This is a genomic window from Roseovarius atlanticus (genome assembly GCF_019802205.1).
Classification (GTDB): domain Bacteria; phylum Pseudomonadota; class Alphaproteobacteria; order Rhodobacterales; family Rhodobacteraceae; genus Roseovarius; species Roseovarius atlanticus_A.
Window position 1 is genome coordinate 276,561 of sequence record NZ_JAHVHQ010000003.1, and the last position, 26,253, is coordinate 302,813.

The window sequence follows — 26,253 nt, forward strand, 5'->3', positions numbered from 1 at the left end:
CTCAAGTTATGCACTTATATATAGAACTAGTTGACTGACGTGGTCAACACGCGTATACCCGGCGTCGGAGGAGAACACATGGCCCAGGCTTTGAACGTCAGCGACAACCGGCTTCCGGCTTACCTGCGTCTGCGCGACGATATCGCCCGCCGCATTGCCGCGGGCGAGTGGAAACCGGACGAGGCCCTGCCATCCGACAACCGCCTGGCCGCGGAACACGCGCTTTCGGTCGGCACCGTGCGGAAGGCCTTGCAGCAACTCTCCGACGAAGGACTGCTTGAACGGCGCCAGGGCGCCGGGACGTTCCTGCGCAAGCCCGCCTTTGATGCGACGCTGTTCCGGTTCTTCCAGGTGCGCGAACACGGCTCGGAACAGAGCATTCCCACCAGCCGCCTGATCTCGCGCGCGCTGGTGACGCCAACCGAACATGTGGCCGCCGCGCTGGGGACGACCGAGGTCATCCGCATCGAGCGCCTGCGCTGCCTGTCCGAGCAGCCGCTGCTGTTCGAAGAAATATACATTCCGCAGTCCCGCTTTCCCGGATTCGCGACGATCCCGGCGGACGAGATCGGTCCGCTGCTCTACCCGGTCTATTTCGAGCGTTTCGGCGTCTTCGTGGCGCGGGCCGAGGACGAAGTCAGCTTTGGCACCGCAGATCACGCCGTCGCCCAGCGTCTCGGGCTGGACGAGGGCGCTGCTGTCGCAACCATCGAACGCACGGCCTTTGCCATGACCGGCGAAGCCGTGGAATGGCGGGTCGCCTACGGGCGGGCCGACCGATTTCGCTATCGCAGCCGTATCGGCTGAGACGTACCACCAGAGGGAGGAAACCCATGAAGACCCTGCTTATCGGCGCCAGCGCGCTGGCCCTGTCCACCGTGGCAGCTTTTGCAGAATACCCCGAACGCGCCATCGAGGTGACGATCCCGGCCCCTGCCGGCGGCGGCACCGACACGAGCGCGCGCAAGCTGGCCACCCTGCTCGAGGAAGAGCTTGGCCAGTCCATCGCGATCCTGAACGTGGCCGGCGGCGGCGGTTCTGTCGGCGTGACCCAGTTCATGATGGACAAGCCCAGCGGATATTCCCTGCTGGCAACCTGGAACAGCCCGATCACCACGGTGCCGCAAGTCCAGAGCGTCGCCTATGATGTCGACAGCTTCACCCCCATCGCGTCGACCTCCGAGACCGCCTACACGATGTGCGTGGGCCCCGACTTTCCGGCCGAAACGGGCGAGGAATTCCTGGCCGAGCTTGCGGCCAATCCGGGCAAGTACACCTATGGCAACGACGGCATCGGCGGCACGATGCAGATGGCCGCCGAGCGCATCTTCCAGGCCAAGGAGATCGAGGCTGTCGCCATTCCCTTCGGCGGGGCAGGCGAGACCTTGCAGAACTTCCTTGGCGGGCATGTCGACATCTATGGCGGTTCGATCTCGCCGGTGCTGCCCTATACCGAGTCCGGCGAGGCCAAGTGCCTGATCGTGACCTCGGCCGCTCCGGTTGAAGCGTTGCCGCAGGCCGCGGGCCTGGAAACGCTGGGGCTTGGCGACGAGGAAACGCTTTTGTGGCGGATGGTGCTGGCACCTGCCGGCCTCGATCCGGCCATCGCGGAGCGTCTGTCCGCGGCGCTGGAGAAGACCGTGAACGATCCGTCCTATGTCGAGTTCCTTGCGACGAAAGGCGAGATCCCGAATGTCGTGACCGGCGACGCGCTCGCCGAGCGGCTGCGCAACGAATACGACGCGCTTGCCAAGGTCGCCGAAAAGCTGGGCCTGGGCAGCTGATGGAACGGCGGCAGGATATCGTTCTCGGCACTGTCTTTGCCGCCCTAGGTATCTTCGCGGCGGTCAAGGCCGCCGCGTATACCGGCGCGTCGGGCACCTATCCCATGGTGCTTGGCCTCGTGCTGTCCGGTTTCGGCCTGCTGGTCGCGGGCAGGGCCGTGGTCCGGGGGCGGGCCGAGCCGCGCCCGCTGACCAACCATACCGGGCGCGTCTTCATCACCGTTGCGATCGGCGCTGTCTATCTGGCGATTGTTCCGATCTTGGGTTTCTACACCGCATCGGCGCTTGTCGTCCTTGCCCTGCCGGTCGCCCTGGGCTTCCGGCAGCCCGTCCTTCTGGCGTTGGCGACCGCCGTCTTCATCGGCATCGTGTGGGCCGTCTTCTCGATTGTTCTCGAAAAGCCGCTGCCGACAGAGTTCTGGCAAACCTTCTGACCGAGGCGATTTCATGGATATCGTGACCCAAGTTCTTTCGGGCGTCTTTGCGCTCGGGCCGGTGGCGGCGATGCTCGGCGCGTCCATCCTGGGCGTGTTCATCGGCGCGTTGCCGGGCCTCAACCCGGTGATGGCCATCGCGCTTCTGCTGCCGCTGACCTATTCGATGGAACCGCTTGTCGCGCTTGGCATGGTCGCGGGCATCTACAACGGGTCGATGTATGGCGGCGCGATTCCGGCGATCCTGCTGCGCATTCCCGGCACGCCGGCGGCCATCGCGACCACGTTCGACGGCTATCCGATGGCGCAGCGGGGCGAGGCGGCCCGCGCGCTCAAGATCGCCTGCTGGTCCTCGGCGCTCGGCGGCACCGCATCGGCCATCGCGCTGATGACGATCGGTCCGATCCTGGCGCGGGCCACGCTGGCGTTCGGACCGGCGGAGTATTTCTGGATCGCGATGTTCGGCATGGCCTCCATCGGCGTGCTGGTGGGGTCCGATGCGGCCAAGGGCCTGATGGCCGCGACCCTGGGCCTCTTGCTTGGAACGGTCGGCCTCGATCAGTTGTCCGGCGCGGCGCGCTTCACGTTCGACCAGGTTTGGCTGCTGAGCGGCCTGGACCTGATCGTGATCCTCGTCGGCCTTTACGCCCTGCCGCCGGTCATCGCGCTGGCCGAGTCGGCGGACCTCAAGGGGCTGTCGGCGGCGCAGTTGAAACTTGAACCGGCAAAGGTGCCATGGTCCGAGATCCGCGGCTTCGTGCCGACCTGGATCCGCTCGTCGCTGATCGGCATAGGTGTGGGCATCCTGCCCGGCGCCGGCGGCAACATCGCGGCCTTCCTGAGCTACAATGCGGCCAAGAGCGCGAGCGACGAGCCCGACAGCTTTGGCAAGGGCAATCCCGCCGGTGTGGCGGCGGCGGAATGCGGCAACAATGCCGACAACGCGGCCTCGATGATCCCGGCTCTGACGCTCGGCATTCCCGGCAACGTGGTCGCCGCGCTGGTGCTGGGCGCGCTTCTGATCCACGGTCTGCAACCCGGACCGCAGCTGTTCCACCAGAACCCGAGCCTTGTCGGCGGGTTCATGGTGCAGATGCTGCTGACGTCGCTTTTGATCCTCGCCGTGGGCGGCGCGGCGGCCACCAAGGTCTTTGCCCAGGTCCAGCGGCTGCCGGGTGTGCTGCTGGTTCCCACGATCCTCGTGCTGATGGCCGTCGGCGTCTATGTCATCAACGGCCGGATCGTGGATTTGTGGATCATGTTCGCCGCCGGTCTTGCGGGCTATGTGTTCGAGAAGGTGAACGTCCCACTCGCGCCGATCGTCCTTGGCCTGATCCTCGGCCCCATGGCGGAACAGAACGTGCGCCGCGCGCTTCTGATCAGTCGCGGTGATGTCACGGAGCTGGTGACGCGACCGATCTCTGCCGTGATCGCCCTTGCCACGCTCGGGCTGATCCTCCTGCCGATTCTGTCGGCCATCTCGCGGCGGCGGCGCAGAGCCTGACCGGAGACGACCGGAGAGTCCCCCGAACGGTCGGGGAGATGTCCACGGCGTCTCGTCGTCCTGAGAGGTTCCGGAGGTCGGGAACCTGAGGCGAGATAGGCCGCCGTGAGTGGTGCTCGGACGTCTCCGGCGCCGCATCCCTGACACCTGGCGGTTTTGGCATGGACCGAAATTTCGCACTCCGGGAAGGTGGCAGGCCCGTCCCGTCTGGCAATCCGTTCCGCGTTCGGTAACGATCCGGGGCCTGCTGATTCGGTCGCGGGCCGGGCGCCGAAGCCCCAAGAAGCCGCGATGGTGTTTGGCAACGCAGGTCGTTTGATTGCACGGATTTTATGCTACGCTGACGTACTCAACCTTTATTGAATGGTTTTGACACATGCCTGACAATACTTCGAATTCATACTCTCTCAGACCATTGGAAAAGCCGGACCTGACTGCGATTACACAGTGGTTTCAGGACGTGGGGGATCTGGCGCTGTTTGATCGCAACTCGCGCATCCCCTACGATATGGCGACCTGTGAGAAACTGTGGAACATGACTGACACGCCCCAGGACCAGGACGACAAGTGCTGGTTCACGATCACATCCGAGGCCGCCGGCGTTGCGGGTATCGTCGGCCTGGAACAGATTTCGCATGTCAACCGCGACGCGGTCATTGCGCTTTTTGTCGACCGCGCGATCCGGCGACAGGGACTGGGCATTCGAGCCTCTGCGCTGGTGCTGGATTTCGGATTTCGGCAGCTCGGGCTGAACCGGGTGACATCCTATTACCGCAAGGACAACGCGGGCAGCCGCGACCTGACCAGCCAGGCCGGCTTTGAAGTCGAGGGCACGATGCGGCAGGCCTGGTTTTCCGACGGGAAATACCACGACATGATCGTCGTCGGTCTTTTGGCGGAGAACTGGAACGCGCGGCGGGACGCGCTCGCACATGAACTTGGAGACGAAACGGTGATCGCGTTTGGTGACGGGACGACGTCGGGATCGAAATGGCCACCGCAGAGGTCCGCAGCGCTCTGAATGGAAGCAGGATAGTTGACCCCGCAGGAACCTACTTTCAGACAGCGGCTCGGGGCTGTCCTGTTTGCCGATGTCGTCGGGTATTCCCGGCTCATGGGGCGGAACGAGATCGACACCTACAAGGCCCTGCGCGCCCTTCTGGAACGGCTTGAGGCGGCCTGTGTCGAGCACGGCGGGATGTTCGTCGACGTCAAGGGCGACGGTATCCTCGCGCGGTTCGACACGGCGACGGATGCGGTGCTGTTCGGCGTGGAACTGCAACGCATCACCGAGCGCAGCAATGCCGCCGTGCCCCTGGCCAAGAAGATCAGCTTTCGGGTCGGTATCCACCTTGGTGAATTCCTGCTCGACGACCGCGGCATTCATGGCGACATCGTGAACATCGCGGCCCGACTGCAAGAGATCGCAGACCCCGGTCGTGTCTTCGTCAGTTCCAGCGTGTACGAGCAGGTGCGCGACAAGCTGCGCCTGGGCTACGAGTTTCTTGGCCCGCAGATGCTCAAGAACATCGAGCAGCCGATCCCCATCTTCTGCATCCGCACCGAAGTCGAGGGCGCGACCATGGCGGCCACGGTTCGGCCGTCGTCGCCGTCGATGCAGTTTAGCCGACCGGACACGCCCTCGATTGCCGTTCTGCCCTTCGACATTCGCGGCGGCGACGACTCCGAGAGCTGGTTTGCGGAAGGGCTGACCGAGGACATCATCCTGGCGCTGTCCAAGTTCAAGAACCTGTTCGTCATCAATCGGAACACGAGCTTTGCGTTCAGGACGCAGGACCTGCCCCCGAGCCAGGCCGCGGCGAAGCTGGGGGTGCGCTATGTCGTGCGCGGCAGCGTCCAGCGGGCGAAGACGAAGCTGCGGATCAAGGTCGAACTGATCGATACCGATTCATCCCGGACGATCTGGGGCGAAACCTACAAACGCGATCACGAGGACATCTTCGAGATCCAGGACGAAATGACATCGTCGATTGTCGGAGCGGCGGCGGTCTTGGTCGAGGCGGAGGAACGTCGCCGGTTCAGTGCATCGATCCCCTCCGATCTTGCGGCCTATGGCTTTGTGCTGCGGGCCCAGCAGTTGATCTTCAAATACACCCGGCAGGACAACGAGCATGCGCGGATGCTGTACGAGCAGGCCCTGTCACTGGACGGGAAATATGCCCGTGCCTCGGCGGCGTTGTCGCGGACCCTGAACATCGACTGGCGCTATTCCTGGAACGCGGACGGCGACGAGGCGCTCGACACCGCGCTTTCCTATGCCCGTCGCGCCGCCGACCAGGACCCGACGGATGCCCGTGCCTTCGGAGAGCTCGGTTTCGTGCACCTGTACCGAAAGGAACACGATGCGGCGCTGGGGGCGTATGATCGAGCGCTCAAGCTTAATCCGAACGATGCTGACCTTTTGTCGGATTACGCGGATGCCCTGGCGCATTCCGGGCAGAACGAGGAGGCGATCCAGCACCTGCAACGGGCGATGCGGCTGAACCCGTTCTTCCCCGACCAGTACCTGTGGCACCTTGGCGGGGCTTACTACAACCTCAAGCAATATGACGCGGTGATCGAAACCGTCAGCAAGATGAACAACCCGACGGAGGGGCAGCGGATGCTGGCGGCGAGCTATGCGCAGCTGGGCCAGACCGAGCTGGCGCGCAAGATCGCGGAGAAGCACCGCACCGTGCATCCGAACTTTTCGATCAAGCGGTGGGAACAGATCATTCCCGACCGCCTGGAAGAGGACACGCAGCATTTCCTGGAAGGACTGAAGAAGGCCGGGTTCTGACAGGCCGGCATTACCGTGCACCCGTTTGCAAACGGAGCAAGGCCTTCTGGCAACCGCGCGCCTGAGCCCCGTTCAGTCGCCGGATCCGCGCGCCTTGGCGCCGCTGACCTTGGCGCCGCTGACTTTTGCCCCGCTGACCTTGGCGCCGCTGACCTTGGCCCCACTGACCTTCGCGCCGCTCACGCCGGCGCCGTCACCGGCAAAGTAGGCCTCCAGCAGGATCTGCTCGAACATGCCGGTCGAGACGTCCATGCGCATGGTCTGGTCGGCCTTGTCATAGCTCCAGACCCGGATGTCGTTCGCGATCTGGAAGTCGGCGGCGGCAACGCCGCTTTTGGAGGGGTCATTGGGCGCGCGTGACCCCAGGTTGGCGGGGAGGTTATCGTCGGTTGCGCTTTGACCATCTCCGTGAACGAGAAAGATCACGGGTTCAGGCAAGTCGAAATACGTGCCTTCGTGGGCGAAGCCGTAGATTTTGGCGAACGCCTTCGTGGGCTCGCCTTCCTTCTTTTCGGCGGAGGCGAACTGCTTATCCAGATGGTTGTTGTCGCCCAGCCTCTTTGACGGGCTGCGCTTGTAGACAAGATCATCGAGAATTCGGCCGAACAACAGCACTTCTGAAAAGCTCAACAATGACTCCGACATGATGTCCTCTTTTAAAATGTATTTCAGTCACGATGCCACAAACTCGGAGGATCGCCAAAGGTATTTGTGCCGCTACGGGTGCGGCACACGCGTCCGGACCGACACCGCGTGGCTGTCGCCATCGGGATCGGCAAGTCGTGGCCCCACCCGCGCCAGACCGATGTCGCGCACGCGGAAGTTGCCTTCGATGATCTGTTGGTACGCCCCGCCGGAGATATCGCGATCGACGGCCAGCAGCGCCTCTTCGACATGCGAATAGCTCAGCCCGTCCGCGTCCAGCATATCCCAGGCGTCCGCAAGATAAGAGCCCATCAGGTCCCGCGCTTCCAAAAGCGCGATACGGAAACCTTCGGGATCCCGCGCGTAGCGCTCGTCGAATACGGCCTGCATCACGGTGCTGTAGTCGGGCGTGCCTTCGAGCCGATCGGACAGGTCTTCGATCTCGGGCGTAATCAGGCCGTGATCCAGTAACCGTTCGTGGAACACGTCGATCAGGATATCGAACAAGGCGCCGGTAAGCGGCTCCGACAAGGCGTGTTCGCTTGTCCAGCCGCACGCGAAATCGGACAGGAGCCTGTCGTTGGCCGCCATGCGGATCTGGGCCGTCTGTGCCGTTTCGGCGAACCGATTGAGGCGATTGTAGGTGTAGAGGTTGCCTCGCGTTTCGTCGAGCAGCGCCTCGACCACCGACCCGAAATGCAGCGATGCCAGAAGTGCGACCATGTCGGCGGCGGATTCGTGGAAGCCGTAATATTCGCCCGATGCGTTGTCGTCCGAGGGCAGGCCGATGACGCTGTAGATCAGGGCGTGCCCGATTTCATGGGCGATGACATCGAAATTCAGGCTGTAGGGCCTGTATTCGCCCGCGTGCTCCGTGGTGCCGCCGGTTTCAAGGAACCCCCAACCGATATGCGCATTGTCGAGGCCGGGCAGCAGCGACAGTTCCAGCCTGTCGTAGTCAGCCTCGAAATGCCACGGGATCCGGCGTCCGAAATACCCTTCCCAGACATCCATCGTGAAATGCGCCGAGCCGAACAGATGCGCCGCCTCGAACTCCGGGTCGCCGGGCGCGATGTGGAGGAAGTTGCCGTATTCGTCCGGGACGGCCGGCGCATTGCGCTGTCCGTGCCAGGGCGGCAGGTACATGCCCGGCCCGAAGGGCCCGGGAACGATGGCGCCGTAAGGTATGGTCTTGCCGATGGGGTCGACCACGTACATGCGCGGCCCGGACGGACCGGGGCCGATCGTGCCGGGCGGGGCCGAGATTTCGACCAGTTCCAGTTCCGCCGCGGCCTCTCCGAACGGGGATTGCGGAAACAGAAGAAAGCGCGTGCCCGGCGCTTCATCCTCTGCCGCGTAATCCGGAAACTGCATCAGATCCTCCGTTTCGTCCTGGCGCGTGCTCCATGCGCGCGGGTCAGCCCCGGCTGCCGGCGCTCTGGGTGTCACCTTCATCGGGGTTATACAGGAACTCGCGCGCGATGAGGGCGATAAGTTCGTCGCGGCCGTCCAGCCCCAGCGATCGGGCGAACGCGTCCGGATCGTCAGGCACCGCGCGGCCGAGACGGGTTTCGAAGAACCAGACCAGCAGGCGCAGCCGGTCCGGCGATGCCTGCGGGCCGGTGTCTTCGGCGATGGTCCGGGCCTTTGCCTCGGCCCGGTCTTTCAGCTTGGCATAGGCGCCCGTCCAGCGCAGCTCGGACAGGATATGCGCGTCGAGCCCCGGCGACCGTGCGGCGCGTGTGTCGTCGATCAGGGCGGCCTCCGTCAGCAGGGTCTCGTAGCTTTGCCCGTCAAGGTCGTTCGCGTCGAGCCAGGTGAGCAGGGCGTCACGGCGGGACAGGGTGTTCCGGCGCCGGTGGCTGTCCATCACCGCGCGCAGGGTGTCGCGGTCCGCCTGCGCACCGCGACGTGCGGCATCCTCCAGGGCAAGGCTGCGCAACATGGCCCGGTCACGAGTGGCTTCGTATCTTTCGGGGTCCAGTCGCAGTTCGTCCAGCACGGCCCCGGAGGCGGCGGTTCCGGTTTCGCCTTCGGCCTCGATACGCCGCACGAGACCCTGCCAGGCCAGCGTGCGCTCGACCCTCTGCGCCTCTGTCCCGTCGCTTCGGGCGTCGCTTGCGAGGAACGTGGCCATGCGATCCAGCATGGATCGCGCATCATCGCCTTTGGCGTCGACCTTTCCATCGGGAAGCCATGCGAAGAACGCTGCAAGGCCCGGCTCATGCAGAAGCCGCGCCGATATCTCGTCCCAGGTGCGGGTCTTGTAGTGGAGCGATTTTGCCGTTTCGGTCAGTAACGCGGCCGCGTCGGGCGTCAGGACCTGCGCGGCGATGGCGCGTTTCGCCGTGGCGCGGACGGAGACCATGGGCTCGCTCAACGCCACGAAGCCAAGCTCTGCCGGACCGTGCAGGACCGCGACTTCGTCATCGTCGGCGATCTCGCCTTGCAGGTAGTACTCGAATATCGCACCGACGCCGATCATGCCGAAGTCGTGCAGTTCGGCGGCCCGCAGGGCGCCCATGCTGGCGCTTCCGAAGACCGGGATGCCTTGCTCCATGGCCCAGAGGATTTCCTTGTGCCAGACCGACGGCACCCCTTCGAAATAGCCGTCGATGATAGCGATGGCCGGCGGGCGCCGCCGCGCCGCGCGATAGACGTCGCCCTGGGCCACGGGCGGCAGAACCTCGGCATCGAGCACGGTTCGAATATCCTGGGCGGCGATGGTCGGGCCTGCAAAGATCACCGGCTTCATGCGGCACCTGCCTGTAATGCCCGTGCCCTTGGGCCGGCGACGAAATCCGGGTCGTCATGCGGTGCCTCGAGCCCCGGAATGACTGCGCGGATGACGGAAATCCCGATGTCCGGGCGCGACAGGTCGACCGTCACGACCTGGTCCATGCCGGCGGAAGACAGGCGCTGCAGCACCCATGCCAGGTCATCCTCGAAGGTTTCCGTCGTCGCGTTCGGGGCGTCGGTGAAACGGCGCGCCGGCCTCGCGCCGGCGATCAGGTGACGCACGTAGCGCCCCCTGGCCGCCACGGCTTGGGTCGTGAATTCCGCAGGGTCAAGATCGTCGCGTGCGCCGGAAATGTAGGTCAGCCGGGTCTGCGCCGCCTCGGTCACCGCGCGCAGAAGGGCGATGGCGCGGTCCGGGTGGCAGCCGTCCCCGATCCCGATATGGCCTTGGATGTCGCCTGCCTCGCAGATCATGCAGCGAAAGGCGGGCACGCCGATATCCGACGTTGTCTCCCACAGACCGATGTCCAAGCCGGCCCCGATCACTCGATTGAGCGCGTCGCGGCACCGGGGGTCGTCGACAGATGCGGGGTCGATCCGCGTGTCCCCGGACCCGTGATGCCAAAGCGTGGTCGCGTCCCGCTCGATCAGTTCGCAGATCGCGTGGCAGGTCGCCTCGGTCGCGTCGTTGCCGGAGGCAAGGCCGTTCGTGGTGCGCGGAAACGTCCCGTGCCCGCCATCGGGTGGCTCGGTATAGTCGGTATCGACCATCTCCAGCGGCACCCAGCAGGCGGCGTCCTGACCAAGATCCCGCCCTTCGACCCACAGGATCCGGTGATGCGGATCGAACCTGCCGCCGGTGACCTCCGGCAGGCGCATGACGTCCGCGACCGCCACCTCGGCCTGCAACCCGGCGAAGGAGTCGCGGCGGATCGGTCGTACGATCCTTTCGGCGTGCCAGGTCTCGACAGCCTCCATGACGCCCGAAACCCGCGCCGCCTCCAGCGACAGCCCTTTGCCCAGCGACACTGCGACAGAACGGGAATTCGGCCGCGTCACCATGACCGTCGGCAAACCGATACGGTCCAGGCCCGTCAGGTTGGCGATGCGGGTGATGCCCATGCGGGACAGATGCGGCCTGACGCGCTCCAGCGTTTCGGCGGGATCGCACAGGCGATGCGTATCAAGCAGGTATTCTTTCCTGGACGACATGCGAATGACTTTGCTTTCAGCGGCTTCGACGGAAATCGATGATCAAATGCGGCGATGACACATCCCCGCTTGCGAGAGTGGTCCATCGCCCGTCGCCGGTCAATGTGGCCGACGATGATCGACGCCTTGCCCGCATCATTCTCCAGATTTCGAAAAAGTGGTATAACCGACGAGGGCCGGAACCCACCGAATGGAGCCAACGGATGCTGAACGGTATTCCCGAAGACGTCTATCACTGGATCGGATATCTTGGTGTCGCGCTGTATCTCGGGGCATATGCCTTGCTGCAGACCGGGGTGATCCGCGGGAACGGCTATGCTTACGTGATCCTGAATTTCCTCGCGGCGTCCTTCGTTCTTGTCGGATTGACGGTCGCGTTCAGTTTGTCCGCGGCGATTGTTCCGATCCTCTGGATCCTGATCAGCGTCGTCGGGCTTGTCCGCATGTTGCTGCTGGATCGCATGGCCCGATTGAACGAGGAGGAAAGCGCCTTTGTCGCCAAGATCTTTCCGGAGTTCTCCAGGACAACGGCGCGCAGGTTTCTTGACCACGGTATCTGGCTCGATGCCGAACCGGGCATCAGGATCACGCAGGAAAACGAGCCGGTCACGCATCTTACCTTCCTGGCCCGCGGCTCGGCCGACGTGTTCTCGTCGTCGGAGCGGATCGGCAGGGTTGTTTCCGGGCTGGTTGGCGAATTGAACGTCATGCAGAAGGGGCCCGCATCCGCGACCGTGCGTACGGCAGAGCCAAGCCGCATCTTCATGATATCCTCCGAGGCCCTGGCGGAGCTGGCGGCGACGGATGTCGAATTCCGGCGCGGGCTGGAAAGCGGGATGAACCTTGACACCCGCAGCAAGCTGGTTGCCGCCAACAAGGCCCTGACACGACAGAAGGCAGCGGCAGAGTGACCGAGAGCGGGATCCTGATCTTTCTCGTCCTGATACAGGTCAAACATTATCTCGCGGACTTCCGATGGCAGACGGGTGACATGCTCGCGCACAAGGGGGAGTTCCTGCACCCGGCGGGGTGGGCGCATGCAGGGCTTCACGGTCTGCTGAGCGTGCCGGTCATGGCGCTTGCGGGTCTGGGCGGGGCCGGTCTGATCGTCGGGCTGGCATTGGCCGAGGTTTTCGTGCATCACGTGATCGACTGGAAAAAGGCCAACCTTCAGAAAGCAAAGGCCGATCTTGGCGAGGCCGGGTTCTGGAGGCTGGTCGGGCTGGATCAGGCGGCACATCAGCTGACCTATGTGGCGATACTTGCGATCGGTCTGCTGTAGTTGGCTTTGCCGGTCGGAACAGGCACGTGTTTGCGGAGCATGCAATGAAGATCGCGGACAAGCAGAAACAGAAGTACCTGTGTGCCTGCCCGCTGTTCTCGAACCTCGGGAAAGACGTGATCGAGCGCATTGCGGCGCGGGCACAGGGCGTGTTCCTTCCGCGTGGAAAAGTCCTGTTTTACCAGGGCGATCCCTCGGACGGCCTTTACGTGCACTGCACCGGGATGGTCCGGGTCAGCATCGTCAATACGGACGGTGACGTCCTGACCCTCGCGGTGCCGGAACGGGGGGCGCCCCTGGGCGAGATGACCCTGGTCAGCCCCGATCCCCGGTCGGCCACGGTGACCGCGATGGAGGATTCCAGCCTGCTTCACCTCGAGACGGGCACCATGGTCGCGCTGCTGGCCGAAGAACCGGCGCTTGCGGCGCATCTGATCGGGTTTCTGTCGCAGCGGCTTCGGGAATCGAACGAGACGCTTCAGAAATTCGCCTTCGACAACCTGTCGCAACGGCTGCTTCAGAAGCTTGCGGAGCTCGGGTTGAAACACGGCACGCTCGACGACGAGGTGCTGGACCTGGGCCGGAAGTTTTCCCAGAGCGCATTGGCCGAGATGCTGGGCGTCACGCGCGAGGCGATCAACAAGCAATTGAAGCTCTTGCAGGACCAGGGAAAGATCTCGATGCGCAAAGGCGTCATTCAGATCACGTCACCTGCGGATATCGTCAAGAACACGCCCGGTCATTGAGCCCTTGCGAGCTGTTTGACCCCATGCACAGGCCGGGAGATCCTCAGCGACCGTTGTGGTGTCGGTTTGCGCAATAAAATTGTCTCAAACCCGGCCGGTGACGACAAAAGCGAAAACATGTGATCCCGTTCACAGTCGGACGCTTGGCTTTGGTTAATAATGCTTAACAGGGGGACAGAGCTTACCTCCGGGATTTCTGGTAGCAGCCTTGGGTATTGGCCAACTGCGATCCAGGCTAGGGCGGTCAAGGCCGTCTGGGCGAACCGGGGGCAAGACAGTGAGTGGTCTGTGAGAACTGTTCTCTCGGGTTGGCAGGATACTAGCTGGCCGAATTGTACATAGGAAGAATCATTTTTTAGTACCAAATAGTCCCGGGACGGGCCGGCAGCTGTGTCAAAGCGGTATGCGGTTCGGACCGGGTTTTTACATTGGTCCGGACCTTTCGAGGCGTGGTGACAGCCCGGAAATATTCTTGGGGCGAACAGGACTTCGATGGGACGTCCTGCTGAAGTGTTTCTCGAACGTGCTGCCGGGAGAGCGCCTGGAAATGGCGTCACCCGTCAGCGTGTTGGGAACAGACTGGCGTTGTTTCGTCGGAGAGGATGTCAGCGACCGGGCCTTGGTGTCGCCAGAACCGGCAGAAGTTCAAGGCCGCCGCCGGCAGGAGATGGCCGCTGCCCGAGGCAGCGGCCGGTTCATCATTGCGGTCACACGTCCACCGACACCTTGCCGATGGGGTGCGAACAGCAGGCGAGAATGTATCCATCCGCGATATCGTCCTCCGAGATGCCACCGTTATGCACCATGTGCACCTCGCCCGCGCTCTTGCGGACCTTGCAGGTGCCGCACACGCCGAAGGTGCAGCCCGACGGGATGTTCAGCCCGTTGGCCCGCGCCGCCGACAGGATCGTGTCGGTTTCCGAGACATTCGCGCTGACGCCGGAGAGGGCGAACTCGACCTCGGCCTGTGCGGCCTGGTCGGGGACGACATCGTCGATCTCGGGCGCGTCGCTCTCGACCGCGACCGGCGCGTGGAAGCTTTCCTGGTGGTAATGCGCCATGTCGAAACCAAGGCCCTGCAGCGCCTCGCGCACCGCCTGCATGAAGGGCTCGGGACCGCAGCAGAACACTTCGCGTTCGAGGTAATCCTGCGCCATCAGCCCCAGCATCAACTGGTTGAACGTGCCGCGATAGCCGGTCCAGGGCGCATAGCGGTCAGGGGTTTCGACCACCCAGTGCAGGTCGATGCCCGGCACGCGGCTGGACATGTGTTCCAGCCGTTCGCGAAAGGTGATCTCGCCGGGGCGCCGGGCGCAGTTGATGAAGACGATGTCGGGTTCGGTTCCGAGGTCGAACATCCATGTCGTCATCGACATCATCGGCGTGATGCCGGAGCCGGCCGAGATGAACAGGTACTTCTCGGCGGGGTGATCGAGATGGGTGAAAAGGCCCGAAGGCCCCAGGGCCCTGATCCGAACGCCGGGCACGAGGTTGTCGAGCATCCAGCGCGTGCCCACGCTGTCGGCCTGCGCCTTGACCGTGACCGAGATCGACCGCGGCCGCGAGGGCGAGGACGAGATCGTGTAGGTCCGGTGCACCGTGCCGCCCGGCGCGGGGATTTCCAGCGTCAGGAACTGGCCCGGGCGATAGTCGAACAGCGCCCCCGACGGCGCACGAAAGGTAAAGGTCGCGGTGTTCGGACGCTCGGGAATGACCGAGACGCATTCCAGCATCTCGTCATCCGACCAGATCGCACGGGCGGGAACGTGGGACAGATCGTTCATCGGATCACTCCGCCGCCATCGCGACAGGGTCCAGCCGCTGGCGCATCGTGTTGCAGTACCAGTCGACGAAGCCGATCACGCCCGATTCGTGGATCGGGGAATAGGGGCCGGGTTCATAGGCCGGCGACAGGATGCCCAGCTGGTTGTCCTCGACCACGCGGCGGTCCTCGTCATTGGTGGCGACCCAGACCTCGGACAGGCGGGTGACGTCGTAATCCACGCCCTCGACCGCGTCCTTGTGCACCAGCCACTTGGTGGTCACTTCGGTCGTCATCGGCGTCATCGGCGTGACGCGGAAGACGATGGAATGATCCGGCAGGAAATGGTTCCAGGTCGTGGGGTAATGGTATTTCAGCAGCGTGCCCGCCGCGTCATCGCTGACCCGGCCCAGCCATTTCGACACGGCGGGCTTGAGGTCCATGGTAAAGCTCTTGGCGCCGGGCAGCAGCGGCATCCGCGCGAGGCGGTATTGCATGTCGTCCGACATGCGGAACTGCGACGGGACGCCCTGTGCCTCCAGCCGGTCGAAATGCGCCTGAAGATGGGGCGGGGTGACGCCTTCCTCGATGCCTGTGACGGTGGGGTCGTCGGTGAAGGAGCGGCAGAGACCCGGATGGTTGCCGCCGCAGTGATAGCACTCGCGGTTGTTCTCCCACACCAGTTTCCAGTTGCCGTGCTCGACAATGGAGGTCTCGAAGGCGACCTTGGCCTCCGTCAGGTCATGCACCTGCAGGTAGGGCTGCGCCAGCTCGGCGAAGGCCTCGAAATCGGGAGCATCGTCGGCCAGGCAGATATAGACCAGCCCGCTGAGGATACGGCAATGCACCGGCTTCAGACCGTGCTTGGTGGGGTCGAAGTCAGGCCCCATCTCCCGCGCCCACAGCAGCCGCCCGTCCAGTTCGTAGGTCCATTGGTGATAGGGGCAGACCAGCTTGGGCGCGTTGCCCTTGGCCACTTTGCACAGGACCGAGCCGCGGTGGCGGCAGGAATTGTGGAAGGCGCGGATCTCGCCATCGGCGCCGCGCACGATGACGACGCCATAGTCGCCGACGCGGTGGGTCACGAAGCTGCCCGGCTTGGGCAGTTCGCAGGCCGGCACGGCAAAGAGCCAGTCGCGGTAGAAGATGTTTTCCATGTCCGCGCGGAACACGTCCGCATCGGTATAGAATGCCTGTTCCAGCGCATGGCCCGGCCGACGCCGCGCCAGCAGATCGCTGATCGGTTGGGTGTTCATCCTTGGCCTCCTGCCGCGCGGCGCGGCGAATTCGGGCAGGAGGTCGGCACGCGCGGTCCGCAGGTGCGGCAAGCGAGGAGCCGGACCCGAAGCAGCGCCCGCACCGCCACCCGCGGTTTGACGTCATTGCAAGGCTGGTTTCCGGACTCCGGTGCGGCCCTTGTGCGGGACCTCGTGGCGCGAAACCTTCCCGGGGCTCCTCTTCCCCAGTGGTCGTGACCGCGCCCGTTGCAACACCGTTACCGTTGCGGGGGCAGTGCCGGGATTTCACCGGCTTCCCAATTCTCCGCCCGCAGGCGGCACCTTGCAACTTCTCCGATTATCACAGGCCGGGCTGCGCAATATGAGATTTGCGACACTCGCTGAAGTGAATCAGACATCCTGCACGATCGGACAAAAATCGCCTCTGCAAGGCAAACTATATATTGACAGTTTCGGGTGCCAGAACCCAATATGGTGTTGCTTTGGTGCCCGCGACTCAACGTCGTGGGTGAAAAGGGAAGCCGGTGCGACACCGGCGCTGCCCCCGCAACTGTAAGCGGTAAGCCAAGGTCCGGATCCACTGGTGAGGCAACACCGGGAAGGCGGACCAAGGCGCAAGAGCCGCGAGCCAGGAGACCTGCCAAGGCGCCATGAACGACGACCGCGGGCGGAGGGCCCGGGCGCGTGTCAGGGGCCCTTCAGGCCTCCTGTTCCCGTGTCCTGTCCCGCCATTCGCAAACCACGAAAAAGGGACAGAGCACCATGAGCATCACCGTCTATTCCAAACCTGCCTGCGTGCAGTGCACCGCAACGACCCGAGCGCTGGACGCCCGTGGCCTTGCCTATGACATTATCGACCTGACAGAGGACACCGCCGCGATGGAGCACGTGCAGGAACTGGGCTACCGGCAGGTGCCTGTCGTCGTGGCGGGTGACGATCACTGGGCCGGGTTTCGTCCCGACATGATCGGCCGGCTCTGCTGAGCGCATGGCGGGGCTGGTCTATTTCTCGAGCGGGTCCGGCAACACGCGGCGCTTCGTCGATAAGCTGGACCTGCCGGCACGGCGGCTGCCGCGTGTCGCGAGCGATCCTGTCCCGCAGATCACCGCGCCTTTCGTTCTGATCTGCCCGACCTATGCCGATGGGCACGGGCGAGGCGCGGTCCCCAAGCAGGTGATCCGCCTGCTGAACGATCCCGCCGCCCGTGCCCTGCTGCGCGGGGTCATCGCCGCCGGCAATCGCAATTTCGGCAAGACTTTCGCCATGGCCGGCGACGTGATCGCCGCCAAATGCAACGTGCCCGTGCTCTATCGGTTCGAACTGGCCGGCACCGAAACCGACATCGCCCGCGTGCGCGCCGGGCTCGACAAATTCTGGAGAGAGACATGCTTGACGCCAGCCTGACCGCCGACCTCGACTATCACGCGCTGAACGCGATGCTGAACCTTTACGACGATCAGGGCCGCATCCAGTTCGAGGCCGACCGCATGGCGGCGCGGCAGTTCTTCCTGCAGCACGTCAACCAGAACACCGTGTTCTTCCACTCGCTGGACGAGAAGCTCGGCTACCTTGTCGACGAAGGGTATTACGAGCCAGAGGTGCTGGACCAGTACTCGAAGAACTTCCAGCGCCGGATCTGGGACGCGGCCTATGGCAAGAAGTTTCGCTTCCCCAGCTTTCTGGGAGCGTTCAAGTATTACACCTCCTACACGCTGAAAACCTGGGACGGGCAGCGTTACCTGGAGCGGTACGAGGACCGCGTCGTGATGAACGCGCTGGCGCTGGCGCGCGGCGACGAGACGCTGGCGCTGCAACTGATGACCGAGATCATCGAGGGCCGGTTCCAGCCCGCCACGCCCACCTTCCTGAATGCCGGCAAGAAGGCGCGGGGCGAGTTCGTGTCGTGCTTCCTGCTGCGGCTGGAGGACAACATGGAAAGCATCGGGCGGGGCATCAACTCGGCACTGCAACTGTCAAAACGCGGCGGCGGCGTGGCCCTGATGCTGACCAACATCCGAGAGCACGGCGCCCCGATCAAGGGGATCGAGAACCAGTCCTCGGGCGTGATTCCGGTGATGAAGCTGCTCGAGGACAGCTTCTCCTACGCCAACCAGCTCGGCGCGCGGCAGGGGGCCGGGGCGGTCTATCTCAACGCGCATCACCCCGACATCCTGCGCTTCCTCGATACCAAGCGCGAGAATGCCGACGAGAAAATCCGCATCAAGACGCTTTCGCTTGGCGTGGTGATCCCCGACATCACCTTCGAACTGGCCAAGAAGAACGAGGACATGTACCTGCTCTCGCCCCATGACGTGGAAAAGGTCTATGGCTGCGCGTTCTCCGAGATCTCCGTGACCGAGAAATATCACGAGATGGTCGACGACCCGCGCATCCGCAAGAAGAAGATCAACGCCCGCGCGTTCTTTCAGACCATCGCCGAGATCCAGTTCGAAAGCGGCTATCCCTATATCATGTTCGAGGACACGGTGAACCGCGCCAACCCGATCGCGGGGCGCATCGCCATGTCGAACCTCTGCTCGGAAATCCTGCAGGTGAACGAGGCGTCGGAATTCAACGACGATCTCAGCTATGCGACCATGGGCACCGACATCTCCTGCAATCTCGGCTCGATGAACATCGCCCGCGCGATGGATGGCGGCGACCTCGCCGGCACGGTCGGCACCGCGATTCGCGCGCTCAACGCGGTGTCTGAAATGAGCGCGATCGACAGCGTGCCGTCGATCCGCAAAGGCAATGACGAGGGCCACGCCGTCGGGCTGGGGCAGATGAACCTGCACGGCTACCTCGCCCGCGAACGCATCCACTATGGCTCGCCCGAGGGGATCGACTTTACCAACATCTATTTCTGCACCGTCCTCTTCCACGCGCTCACCGCCTCGAACGCGCTGGCCCGCGAGGCCGGGCGCAGCTTCAAGGGGTTCGAGACCTCGACCTACTCCGACGGATCCTTCTTCGAGAAATACGTCACCCGCGACTGGGTGCCCGAGACCGAGCGGGTGACGACGCTTTTCGCCGAGGCCGGTATTGCCGTGCCCACCCGGGAGGACTGGGCGAACCTGCGGGACGCGGTGATGGCGGACGGCCTCTACAACCGCAACCTTCAGGCGGTGCCGCCCACCGGCTCGATCAGCTACATCAACTACGCCACTTCCTCGATCCATCCGATCACGTCGAAGATCGAGATCAGGAAGGAAGGCAAGATCGGCCGCGTCTATTATCCCGCGCCCTACATGACCAACGACAATCTGGAATTCTACCGCGACGCCTACGAGATCGGACCCGAGGCGATCATCGACACCTATGCCGCGGCCACCCAGCATGTCGACCAGGGGCTGTCGCTGACGCTGTTCTTCCCCGCCGAGGCCACGACCCGCGATATCAACCGGGCGCAGATCAACGCGTGGAAGAAAGGCATCAAGACGATCTACTATATCCGCCTGCGCCAGATGGCCCTGGAAGGGACCGAGGTGCAGGGCTGCGTCTCGTGCTCTCTCTGACCTGACGCCCCGAAACCGCACCGCCGCAATACCGCAGCGATACAGACGTGATGCCGACGTCGAAAATCCGCCCCCAAAGGCCCGGAGACCGCCATGAAAGACCTTGCCAAATCCACCCGCGCCATACCCCGCGCCGTCAACTGGAACCGCCTCGAGGACGACATCGACCTCGACGTCTGGAACCGCCTGACGGTCAATTTCTGGCTGCCGGAAAAGGTGCCGCTGTCCAACGACATCCCCAGCTGGTCGCAGCTGACCGAGGACGAGCGACAGTTGACGATCCGGGTGTTCACCGGACTTACGCTGCTCGACACGATCCAGAACACCGTGGGCGCACCGACCCTGATGGAAGATGCGATCACGCCGCATGAAGAGGCGGTGCTGAGCAACATCGCCTTCATGGAGGCGGTGCACGCCCGCAGCTATTCATCCGTGTTCTCGACACTTTGCCAGACCGCTGAAGTGGACGAGGCCTTCCGTTGGTCTGCGGAGAACGAGCACCTTCAAGCCAAGTCGCGCCTCATTCTCGATGAATACGACGCCACCGCCTCGCCCCTGCGCAAGAAGGTGGCCAGCGTTTTTTTGGAGTCCTTCCTGTTCTACTCGGGCTTCTACCTGCCGATGCACTGGTCCAGCCGGGCGCGGCTGACCAACACCGCCGACCTGATCCGCCTGATCATCCGCGACGAGGCGATCCACGGCTATTACATCGGCTACAAGTTCCAGCGCGGACTGGAGCGTCTGCCCGAGGCTGGACGGCAGGAGATCAAGGATTTTGCCTTCGGTCTGCTGTTTGACCTCTACGAGATCGAGGCGCGCTATACCGAGCAGCTTTACGATCCGCTGGGACTGACCGAGGATGTGAAGGCGTTCCTGCATTACAACGCCAACAAGGCGCTGCAGAACCTCGGGTTCGAGGCGCTATTCCCCGACGAGGCCTGCAAGGTGAATCCGGCGATCATGGCGGCGCTTTCGCCCAACTCGGACGAGAACCACGATTTCTTCTCGGGCTCGGGTTCCAGCTATGTCATCGGGAAGGCCGTCGCGACAGAAGACGAAGACTGGGATTTCTGAAGCGAGGTCTTCACTTTTTCGGGACGACGAGCCTGTGCGCGTCTTGCCGCTGAGACGCTAGAGACCAGCGGATGTACCAAGACCCCTCGTTCCTGCGGTGCTGACGTCGACCATGCGGGTTTCAACATGTTCTCAGAAGCCGAAGGCCGTCATAGACGGCCGCGTGAATATTGCGGGAGGCAACGGCGTCGCCGATCCGGAAGAGCGAAAAACCGGATTGTGCGTTGCGGATGAGGGTCTGGGGGCGTCCGGCCAGGAGAGCGTCCCGGTCCACTTCGCCCATGTTGCGGGAGAGGGGTTTGAGGTCGAAATAGAGGTCGTCCAGGGGAATGGTGCCGTTGTTGACCACGACCTGGTCGACCTCGCGCGTGGACTGCGCGGCACTGAAATCGCTGCCCAGCCTGGCCAGGAGACGGTTGCCCGCGCGCTCGATCGAATGCAGCCGCCAGGTGACGGTGAAGGTTACATCGCGCGCCTGCATCTCGCGCAGGAAAGGCGTCAGCGTCATCGGCATCACCTCGGCTGAGAGGGCGCGCTCGGGGCTGACGATCTCGACCCTTGCGCCGGTGGCCGCGATCATCTCGGCCGCTTGAAGCCCGGCCGCGTCGCCGGAATTGTCGAACACGAGGACGTTGCGGCCGGGCTGCGCATCCCCCGAGAGGATGTCCCAGCTGGTCACGGTCAGGTCCTGACCGGAGGCGAGCGGTACCTCGTGGGGCAGACCGCCGGTGGCGACGATCACCACGTCCGCGCCGGCCTCGGTGACGGTTTGGGTCTCGGCGAAGCTGTTGAAGTGGAACCGCACGCCCAGCCGTTCGCATTCGGCCATGCGCCAGCCGATAAGCGACAGGATCTCGCGCCGCCGCGGCGACTGCGCCAGCAGCCGCACCTGTCCGCCGGGGTCGTTGGCGGCTTCGTGAAGCTCGACCCGGTGGCCCCGCAGGGCGGCGACGCGCGCCGCTTCGAGACCGCCGGGGCCGGCGCCGATCACCAGCACGCGGCGGGCCGTGTCGGCGGGTTCGATGCGGTGGGGCTGTTCGCGTTCCCGCCCGGTCGAGGGGTTGTGGGCGCAAAGCGCGGCGGCCCCCTGAAACCGGCGGTCGAGACAGAAGTTGGCCCCGACGCAGGGGCGGATGCGCTCTTCTTCGCCGGCTTCGATAAGGCGGCCGATATCGGGGTCGGCAAGGTGGGCGCGGGTCATGCCGATCATGTCCACCATGCCGGAGGCGATGGCGTGCCGCGCGGTGGCGACATCGGCCACCTTGGCGGCATGAAAGACGGGCATTCCGGTGGCCTTGCGCAGGCTGGCCGCGGCGTCGAGATGCGGTGCGCTGGGCATTCCGTGAACCGGGATCATATCGGTCAGTCCGGCGTCGGTGTCGATATGGCCACGGGTCACGTTGAGGAAGTCCACGAGGCCGCTGTCGCGGAGGCGACGCGAGATTTCCACCCCCTCTTCGGCGTCAACGCCGTCGGTGCACATTTCATCGCCGGCATAGCGCAGCCCCAGAAGGAAGTCCGGGCCGACGCGGCGGCGGGTCTCGGTCAGCACCTCCATCGCGAGACGCATGCGGTTTTCGAGCGATCCGCCATAGGGCGCGTCAAGGTGATTGGAGCGTGGCGACCAGAACTGATCCAGCAGGTGGCCGGTGGCGAGAAATTCGAGCCCGTCGAGGCCTGCGTCATGCATCCGTTCGGCGGCAGTTGCGTAATCGTCGATGATGCGGGCGATATCCCAGTCTTCGGCCAGCTTGGCCGCGTGCCGGTGCGCGACCTCGCGCTCGTGGCTGGCGGAAATCGTCGGCAGCCAGTCGCCCCGGTCCCAACGGGTGCGCCGGCCGTGATGGGTGAGCTGGATCATCACCGCGCAGCCATGGTCGTGGCACTCTTCGGCCAATCTGCGCATCAGTGGCACGATCTCGTCGCGATAGGCCTGCACGCCGCCTGAACTCGGGGCGCTGTCGGGCGAGACCGCGGCAGAGCCCATCGTCATCGTCAGTGCCACCCCGCCGCGGGCCCGCGCGACATGGTAGGCGCGATAGCGCTCCTTGGGCAGCCCGTCCTCGGAGTAACCCGGCTCGTGCCCGGTGATCAGCAGGCGGTTCTTGAGCGTCAGCGGCCCGATCTGAAAGGGCTGCATCAATGGGTCTTCGCGCATGTGTCGGTTTATCCTCGTTGGTGGCGGTTGTCTTGTCGCGCGGGCCGGTGCGATCCCGGGCGCGCGGGGTTCACGGGCAGCTTTGCAAAAAACAAAGCGCATATGCTGTGGTATCCGGGCCGGAAACCGCAGAAAAAACCGTGACGATTGGTCGATACTGTGTAGGAAGTGGTATCCGACCCCGCGCGGCACGGCCCGACGTGCCTGCGCCGCGGAAGATGAGGGATGTGCGTACGCATGGTAAGACAGGTTGGCGAGTCCGGAAATGACGCATTGTCCGCGGGAGACGCGCCGACGGACGACAGTTTTCGCGTGGACAAGTTCGTGGCCACCGCGCACCGGATCAGCCTGGCCGACCGGGCGCTGTTGCATGAACTGACTGTCGGGGTGTTCTGGCCGCATCGATGGCGTGATCTGGATGTCTTCATTTCGCTGGGCGAAGGGTACCTGGCGGTGGACGAGATCGGTCGCGCCATGGGGTCGGCCATGTGTTTTCGCGCGGAGCCGGATTTCGCCATGCTGGGCATGATGGTGACCGCGCCGCGGCTTCAGACGATGGGAACGGGGCGTTGGCTGTTGCGCCGGGTGATGAAAGAATGCCCCAGGGCGGATTTGCGGCTCAGCGCGACGCGGCAGGGATACCGGCTTTACAAGGAAGCGGGCTTTGTGCCGCTGACGACGATCCGGCAGCATCAGGGCATGACGCGGCGGGTTCAATCGCCCGATCCGGTGCCTGGTGTCACCGCGCGCGCGATGGAGGTGGAAGACACCGCCGCGATCGCGGCGCTGGATACGCAAGCGTATGGGGCGGCAAGGGACAGAATCCTGGCAGAGATGCTGCGCCTGTCCGATGGCATGGTCGTCGAGCGGGAGGGCACGATCTGCGGTTTTGCGCTGCGCCGCCGTTTCGGGCGCGGGTGGGTCATAGGACCCGTGGTCGCCGAGACCGAGGACATCGCGATGATGCTGGCCGCCCCGCTGATCAAGCGCAGTGAAGGCGAGTTCGTGCGCCTTGACACGCCAGTGGAAAGCGAGAAGTTCAACGCCTTCCTGTCGGCCATCGGTATGGGAGTCTACGACACCGTCACCGAAATGTACCTGGGCCGGCAGCGTCGACCGCTGGACGGCCCGCGGATGTTCGGACTGGCGGCCCACTCGCTTGGCTGAACGCGGCGGGCATCAGGCCAGACGATCCTTGAGCGCAAACCACATGCCGACGAAGGGCAGGAACCAGGGACGGCCCGAGTAACCCGGAACGGTCGGCCAGTCGAGGCCGGCCAGAGGGTTGGTGTCTTCGCGGCCCATGGCGAGGTCGGCGAGCGACGCGCCCACCAGGGTCGACATCTGTGCGCCGTGCCCGGAGTATCCCATGCCGTAGATCATGTCATCCATCTCGCCGGCGCGGGGCAACCTGTCCTTGGTCATGCCCACGAGCCCGCCCCAGCAATAGTCGATCTGCACATTTGCAAGCTGCGGAAAAATCTGCGCCATGCCGGCGCGCAGGATGGCCCCCGACTTGGCGTCGGACCGCTGGTCGGAGGTGGCCGAGAACCGCGCGCGTCCGCCGAAGATCAGACGGTTGTCGGGCGACAGGCGGAAATAGTTTCCGATGTTCATAGAGGTCACGCAGGTGCGGTTGCCGGGCATGGTCGCCGCGACTTCGGCGTCGTCGAGCTGGCGCGTGGCCACGATGAAGGAGCCGACCGCGATGATGCGCTTGCGGAAGGGCTTGAGTGGGGCGGGGCCGTGGACGCCCGAGTAGGCGTCGGTCGCCGCGATCACACGCTCCGCCTGGAGGTGACCGCGCGGGGTTTCAAGCTGCCAGCCGCCGTTCTGCCTGTGCCGGGCCGTCACCGGCGCGCCTTCCCAGATCCGCGCCCCGTGGCCGGAGGCGGCGCGGGCCAGGCCGGCGACGTAGCGGCCCATATGCATCATCGCGGATTTCGGCTGAAGCGTGGCACCGTGAAAGGCGCGCGAGCCGATCTCGTCCTTCAGGTCCGATGGTTCGAGCCAGCGCGCCTCGGGGTCGACCTCGCGGGCGATCAGGTCGCAATTCGCGCGCAGCCCGGCGACATGGCCGGGTTTCGAGGCGAGTTTGAGCTTGCCCGAGCGGCGGAAATCGCAGGAGATACGTTCCTCGGCAATTATGTCCTCGATCATGTCGATCGAGCGATCGTAGGCCTTGTAAAGCGCGTGGGCGCGGGTTGCGCCCAGATGCGCCTTGGCGGCGGCATAGCCATGCGCAAGGCCGTTGTTGAGATGCCCGCCGTTGCGGCCCGATCCGCCTGCGCCGACATGCTGGGCCTCGAGCAGGGCCACCGACACGCCCGCGCGCGCCAGTCGCAGCGCGGCGCTGAGGCCGGTGAAGCCGCCACCGATGATGGCGACATCGAACCGTCCCTCGACCGGGCCATCCTGGCCGCCCTCGAAGGGCGGGGCGGTGTCGAGCCAGTAGGACGTGTATTTCATGTTCGTCTCTGCGTGCATCAAAGCCCGACCAGCGCGGGCAATCCGGAGATGTCCGGAATCTCGGTATATTCGTAATACGGATTGGCGGGCTCGTGGCCGCGATTGACCCAGGCCTTGTGGGTGATGCCGAGATCATGCGCCGTCATCAGGTCGTAGCGGAAGCTTGACGAGACGTGCAGAATATCCTCGGGGCCGCAACCCAGCTGGTCGAACATGTATTCGAAGGCCTGCATCTGCGGTTTGTAGGCCTGCGCGTCCTCGGCGGTGAAGACATGGGTGATGGGCACGCCGAGATTGGCGATATTGTGCGGGATCTGGCTGTTCATCGCGTTGGTAAGCGCAACGAGGGGGATCTTGCCGGCGATCCTGGAGAGTCCGGCGGTGACGTCGGGATGCGGGCCCCAGGTGGGCACGCGTTCATAGATTTCGGTGGCGACGGCAGGGTCGAACGCCACGCCGTTGCGCTTGCAGGTGCGTTCGAGCGCGTTGTGCACGACCTCGGCATAAGGTTTCCAGGCCCCCAGCACTTCGTCCAGGCGGTAGGCGGAGAAGTCGCGGATGAAGACCTCCATCGCGTCGGACGACAGCACCTGGCCGTAGTGATCGCGCGCGGCCTGGCCCATGTCGAAAAAGATCATGGTGCCGTGGCAGTCGAAAGTGATGAACTTGGGGGTGAAAGGCATGGGGGTCTCCGAAGGGTTCAAGATGCCTTCATCCTCGCCGTATCCGGACGGAATGGATTGCCGGGTTTTCCACGCCTGCCGCAGGATATCGCGTTGATCGGGCGGGATGCGGCAAAAGGTGCCGTGGTATGGTGGCGATGCGATGCCCCTGATCGCCGCTTTCCATCCAGGATACACCATGCAGGCTTGCAAGCCGAAACAAGA

General features: G+C 64.2%; 23 protein-coding genes and 2 riboswitches. Of the genes, 14 read left to right on the top strand and 9 right to left on the bottom strand.

Annotation, left to right across the window (positions count from 1 at the left end; genetic code table 11):
- Nucleotides 1-78: 78 nt before the first annotated feature.
- The 6 genes from KUV49_RS07220 (at nt 79) to KUV49_RS07245 (ending at nt 6,522) form a co-directional block, all read left to right on the top strand.
- Nucleotides 79-807 (top strand): GntR family transcriptional regulator, encoded by a 729-nt coding sequence (locus KUV49_RS07220; protein WP_222449360.1) that lies wholly within the window; start codon nt 79-81, stop codon nt 805-807.
- Between the two features lie 26 nt (nt 808-833).
- The gene (locus KUV49_RS07225; protein ID WP_222449361.1) at nt 834-1,784 is read left to right on the top strand and encodes a Bug family tripartite tricarboxylate transporter substrate binding protein; all 951 of its coding nucleotides are present in this window, start codon (nt 834-836) and stop codon (nt 1,782-1,784) included.
- Nucleotides 1,784-2,218 (top strand): tripartite tricarboxylate transporter TctB family protein, encoded by a 435-nt coding sequence (locus KUV49_RS07230; protein WP_222449362.1) that lies wholly within the window; start codon nt 1,784-1,786, stop codon nt 2,216-2,218. Before KUV49_RS07225 ends, KUV49_RS07230 begins: the two co-directional genes overlap by 1 nt.
- A gap of 13 nt (nt 2,219-2,231) precedes the next feature.
- A complete protein-coding gene (locus KUV49_RS07235) occupies nt 2,232-3,722 on the top strand; it encodes a tripartite tricarboxylate transporter permease (RefSeq protein ID WP_222449363.1) in 1,491 nt (496 codons plus the stop codon).
- A gap of 415 nt (nt 3,723-4,137) precedes the next feature.
- Entirely contained in the window at nt 4,138-4,743 is a 606-nt protein-coding gene (locus KUV49_RS07240; RefSeq protein WP_261391075.1) for a GNAT family N-acetyltransferase, read from the top strand.
- A gap of 15 nt (nt 4,744-4,758) precedes the next feature.
- Nucleotides 4,759-6,522: an adenylate/guanylate cyclase domain-containing protein gene (locus KUV49_RS07245; protein ID WP_261391076.1), complete on the top strand. Its 1,764-nt coding sequence runs from the start codon at nt 4,759-4,761 to the stop codon at nt 6,520-6,522.
- A gap of 72 nt (nt 6,523-6,594) precedes the next feature.
- On the opposite strand, the gene KUV49_RS07250 is transcribed toward KUV49_RS07245, so the two are convergent.
- The 4 genes from KUV49_RS07250 to KUV49_RS07265 form a co-directional block, all read right to left on the bottom strand.
- Entirely contained in the window at nt 6,595-7,167 is a 573-nt protein-coding gene (locus KUV49_RS07250) for a hypothetical protein (RefSeq protein WP_222449366.1), read from the bottom strand.
- Nucleotides 7,168-7,239: 72 nt separating this feature from the next.
- Nucleotides 7,240-8,541, bottom strand: coding sequence for a hypothetical protein (locus tag KUV49_RS07255; protein WP_222449367.1), 1,302 nt, complete (start codon nt 8,539-8,541; stop codon nt 7,240-7,242).
- Between the two features lie 43 nt (nt 8,542-8,584).
- Nucleotides 8,585-9,922 carry a TfuA-like protein gene (locus tag KUV49_RS07260; RefSeq protein WP_222449368.1) on the bottom strand — a complete coding sequence of 446 codons (1,338 nt, stop codon included), beginning with the start codon at nt 9,920-9,922 and terminating at the stop codon, nt 8,585-8,587.
- Nucleotides 9,919-11,118, bottom strand: coding sequence for a YcaO-like family protein (locus KUV49_RS07265; protein ID WP_261391077.1), 1,200 nt, complete (start codon nt 11,116-11,118; stop codon nt 9,919-9,921). Before KUV49_RS07265 ends, KUV49_RS07260 begins: the two co-directional genes overlap by 4 nt.
- A gap of 203 nt (nt 11,119-11,321) precedes the next feature.
- On the opposite strand from KUV49_RS07265, the gene KUV49_RS07270 reads away from it, so the two are divergent.
- From KUV49_RS07270 to KUV49_RS07280, 3 genes are read left to right on the top strand one after another with little or no spacing between them, the layout of a single operon-like run.
- Nucleotides 11,322-12,029, top strand: a complete 708-nt coding sequence (locus KUV49_RS07270) for a cyclic nucleotide-binding domain-containing protein (protein WP_222449369.1) — start codon at nt 11,322-11,324, stop codon at nt 12,027-12,029.
- Nucleotides 12,026-12,400 carry a DUF3307 domain-containing protein gene (locus KUV49_RS07275; protein ID WP_222449370.1) on the top strand — a complete coding sequence of 125 codons (375 nt, stop codon included), beginning with the start codon at nt 12,026-12,028 and terminating at the stop codon, nt 12,398-12,400. The genes KUV49_RS07270 and KUV49_RS07275 overlap by 4 nt, the downstream gene beginning before the upstream one ends.
- Before the next feature lie 44 nt (nt 12,401-12,444).
- Nucleotides 12,445-13,146 carry a Crp/Fnr family transcriptional regulator gene (locus KUV49_RS07280; protein ID WP_222449371.1) on the top strand — a complete coding sequence of 234 codons (702 nt, stop codon included), beginning with the start codon at nt 12,445-12,447 and terminating at the stop codon, nt 13,144-13,146.
- Between the two features lie 707 nt (nt 13,147-13,853).
- On the opposite strand, the gene KUV49_RS07285 is transcribed toward KUV49_RS07280, so the two are convergent.
- Both KUV49_RS07285 and KUV49_RS07290 read right to left on the bottom strand, forming a co-directional pair.
- Nucleotides 13,854-14,930: a hybrid-cluster NAD(P)-dependent oxidoreductase gene (locus KUV49_RS07285; protein ID WP_222449372.1), complete on the bottom strand. Its 1,077-nt coding sequence runs from the start codon at nt 14,928-14,930 to the stop codon at nt 13,854-13,856.
- A gap of 4 nt (nt 14,931-14,934) precedes the next feature.
- Complete coding sequence (locus KUV49_RS07290) at nt 14,935-16,164, bottom strand: aromatic ring-hydroxylating oxygenase subunit alpha (RefSeq protein WP_222449373.1); 1,230 nt, start codon at nt 16,162-16,164, stop codon at nt 14,935-14,937.
- 114 nt (nt 16,165-16,278) lie between these two features.
- Nucleotides 16,279-16,486, bottom strand: a riboswitch (cobalamin riboswitch).
- 126 nt (nt 16,487-16,612) lie between these two features.
- Nucleotides 16,613-16,806: riboswitch (cobalamin riboswitch) on the top strand.
- A gap of 102 nt (nt 16,807-16,908) precedes the next feature.
- On the opposite strand from KUV49_RS07290, the gene nrdH reads away from it, so the two are divergent.
- The 4 genes from nrdH (at nt 16,909) to nrdF (ending at nt 20,739) form a co-directional block, all read left to right on the top strand.
- Nucleotides 16,909-17,130 carry a glutaredoxin-like protein NrdH gene (gene nrdH, locus KUV49_RS07295; RefSeq protein WP_222449374.1) on the top strand — a complete coding sequence of 74 codons (222 nt, stop codon included), beginning with the start codon at nt 16,909-16,911 and terminating at the stop codon, nt 17,128-17,130.
- 4 nt (nt 17,131-17,134) lie between these two features.
- Complete coding sequence (nrdI, locus tag KUV49_RS07300; protein WP_222449375.1) at nt 17,135-17,551, top strand: class Ib ribonucleoside-diphosphate reductase assembly flavoprotein NrdI; 417 nt, start codon at nt 17,135-17,137, stop codon at nt 17,549-17,551.
- Nucleotides 17,533-19,665 carry a class 1b ribonucleoside-diphosphate reductase subunit alpha gene (gene nrdE / locus KUV49_RS07305; RefSeq protein WP_222449376.1) on the top strand — a complete coding sequence of 711 codons (2,133 nt, stop codon included), beginning with the start codon at nt 17,533-17,535 and terminating at the stop codon, nt 19,663-19,665. The genes nrdI and nrdE overlap by 19 nt, the downstream gene beginning before the upstream one ends.
- Nucleotides 19,666-19,758: 93 nt before the next feature.
- Nucleotides 19,759-20,739 carry a class 1b ribonucleoside-diphosphate reductase subunit beta gene (gene nrdF / locus KUV49_RS07310; protein ID WP_222449377.1) on the top strand — a complete coding sequence of 327 codons (981 nt, stop codon included), beginning with the start codon at nt 19,759-19,761 and terminating at the stop codon, nt 20,737-20,739.
- A 121-nt stretch (nt 20,740-20,860) separates the two neighbouring features.
- Here the strand turns inward: nrdF and KUV49_RS07315 are convergent, their stop codons facing one another.
- Nucleotides 20,861-22,897, bottom strand: a complete 2,037-nt coding sequence (locus KUV49_RS07315) for an NADH:flavin oxidoreductase (RefSeq protein ID WP_222449378.1) — start codon at nt 22,895-22,897, stop codon at nt 20,861-20,863.
- A gap of 237 nt (nt 22,898-23,134) precedes the next feature.
- On the opposite strand from KUV49_RS07315, the gene KUV49_RS07320 reads away from it, so the two are divergent.
- Nucleotides 23,135-24,064 carry a GNAT family N-acetyltransferase gene (locus KUV49_RS07320; RefSeq protein WP_222449379.1) on the top strand — a complete coding sequence of 310 codons (930 nt, stop codon included), beginning with the start codon at nt 23,135-23,137 and terminating at the stop codon, nt 24,062-24,064.
- A 12-nt stretch (nt 24,065-24,076) separates the two neighbouring features.
- Here the strand turns inward: KUV49_RS07320 and KUV49_RS07325 are convergent, their stop codons facing one another.
- Together KUV49_RS07325 and KUV49_RS07330 are read right to left on the bottom strand one after the other, a co-directional pair.
- The gene (locus tag KUV49_RS07325; RefSeq protein WP_261391078.1) at nt 24,077-25,384 is read right to left on the bottom strand and encodes an NAD(P)/FAD-dependent oxidoreductase; all 1,308 of its coding nucleotides are present in this window, start codon (nt 25,382-25,384) and stop codon (nt 24,077-24,079) included.
- Nucleotides 25,384-26,049, bottom strand: a complete 666-nt coding sequence (locus tag KUV49_RS07330; protein ID WP_222449380.1) for a haloacid dehalogenase type II — start codon at nt 26,047-26,049, stop codon at nt 25,384-25,386. Before KUV49_RS07330 ends, KUV49_RS07325 begins: the two co-directional genes overlap by 1 nt.
- Nucleotides 26,050-26,253 lie beyond the last annotated feature (204 nt).

What these genes read in the sequence shown, in the direction of transcription:
- KUV49_RS07325 (WP_261391078.1), bottom strand. Translation starts at nt 25,384, where the DNA reads ATGCACGCAGAGACGAACATGAAATACACGTCCTACTGGCTCGACACC.
- KUV49_RS07235 (WP_222449363.1), top strand. Translation starts at nt 2,232, where the DNA reads ATGGATATCGTGACCCAAGTTCTTTCGGGCGTCTTTGCGCTCGGGCCG.
- nrdH (WP_222449374.1), top strand. Translation starts at nt 16,909, where the DNA reads ATGAGCATCACCGTCTATTCCAAACCTGCCTGCGTGCAGTGCACCGCA.
- KUV49_RS07290 (WP_222449373.1), bottom strand. Translation starts at nt 16,164, where the DNA reads ATGAACACCCAACCGATCAGCGATCTGCTGGCGCGGCGTCGGCCGGGC.
- KUV49_RS07225 (WP_222449361.1), top strand. Translation starts at nt 834, where the DNA reads ATGAAGACCCTGCTTATCGGCGCCAGCGCGCTGGCCCTGTCCACCGTG.
- KUV49_RS07330 (WP_222449380.1), bottom strand. Translation starts at nt 26,049, where the DNA reads ATGCCTTTCACCCCCAAGTTCATCACTTTCGACTGCCACGGCACCATG.
- KUV49_RS07320 (WP_222449379.1), top strand. Translation starts at nt 23,135, where the DNA reads ATGGTAAGACAGGTTGGCGAGTCCGGAAATGACGCATTGTCCGCGGGA.
- KUV49_RS07270 (WP_222449369.1), top strand. Translation starts at nt 11,322, where the DNA reads ATGCTGAACGGTATTCCCGAAGACGTCTATCACTGGATCGGATATCTT.
- KUV49_RS07260 (WP_222449368.1), bottom strand. Translation starts at nt 9,922, where the DNA reads ATGAAGCCGGTGATCTTTGCAGGCCCGACCATCGCCGCCCAGGATATT.
- nrdE (WP_222449376.1), top strand. Translation starts at nt 17,533, where the DNA reads ATGCTTGACGCCAGCCTGACCGCCGACCTCGACTATCACGCGCTGAAC.
- KUV49_RS07255 (WP_222449367.1), bottom strand. Translation starts at nt 8,541, where the DNA reads ATGCAGTTTCCGGATTACGCGGCAGAGGATGAAGCGCCGGGCACGCGC.
- KUV49_RS07315 (WP_222449378.1), bottom strand. Translation starts at nt 22,897, where the DNA reads ATGCGCGAAGACCCATTGATGCAGCCCTTTCAGATCGGGCCGCTGACG.
- KUV49_RS07265 (WP_261391077.1), bottom strand. Translation starts at nt 11,118, where the DNA reads ATGTCGTCCAGGAAAGAATACCTGCTTGATACGCATCGCCTGTGCGAT.
- KUV49_RS07230 (WP_222449362.1), top strand. Translation starts at nt 1,784, where the DNA reads ATGGAACGGCGGCAGGATATCGTTCTCGGCACTGTCTTTGCCGCCCTA.
- KUV49_RS07280 (WP_222449371.1), top strand. Translation starts at nt 12,445, where the DNA reads ATGAAGATCGCGGACAAGCAGAAACAGAAGTACCTGTGTGCCTGCCCG.
- KUV49_RS07220 (WP_222449360.1), top strand. Translation starts at nt 79, where the DNA reads ATGGCCCAGGCTTTGAACGTCAGCGACAACCGGCTTCCGGCTTACCTG.
- nrdI (WP_222449375.1), top strand. Translation starts at nt 17,135, where the DNA reads ATGGCGGGGCTGGTCTATTTCTCGAGCGGGTCCGGCAACACGCGGCGC.
- KUV49_RS07285 (WP_222449372.1), bottom strand. Translation starts at nt 14,930, where the DNA reads ATGAACGATCTGTCCCACGTTCCCGCCCGTGCGATCTGGTCGGATGAC.
- nrdF (WP_222449377.1), top strand. Translation starts at nt 19,759, where the DNA reads ATGAAAGACCTTGCCAAATCCACCCGCGCCATACCCCGCGCCGTCAAC.
- KUV49_RS07250 (WP_222449366.1), bottom strand. Translation starts at nt 7,167, where the DNA reads ATGTCGGAGTCATTGTTGAGCTTTTCAGAAGTGCTGTTGTTCGGCCGA.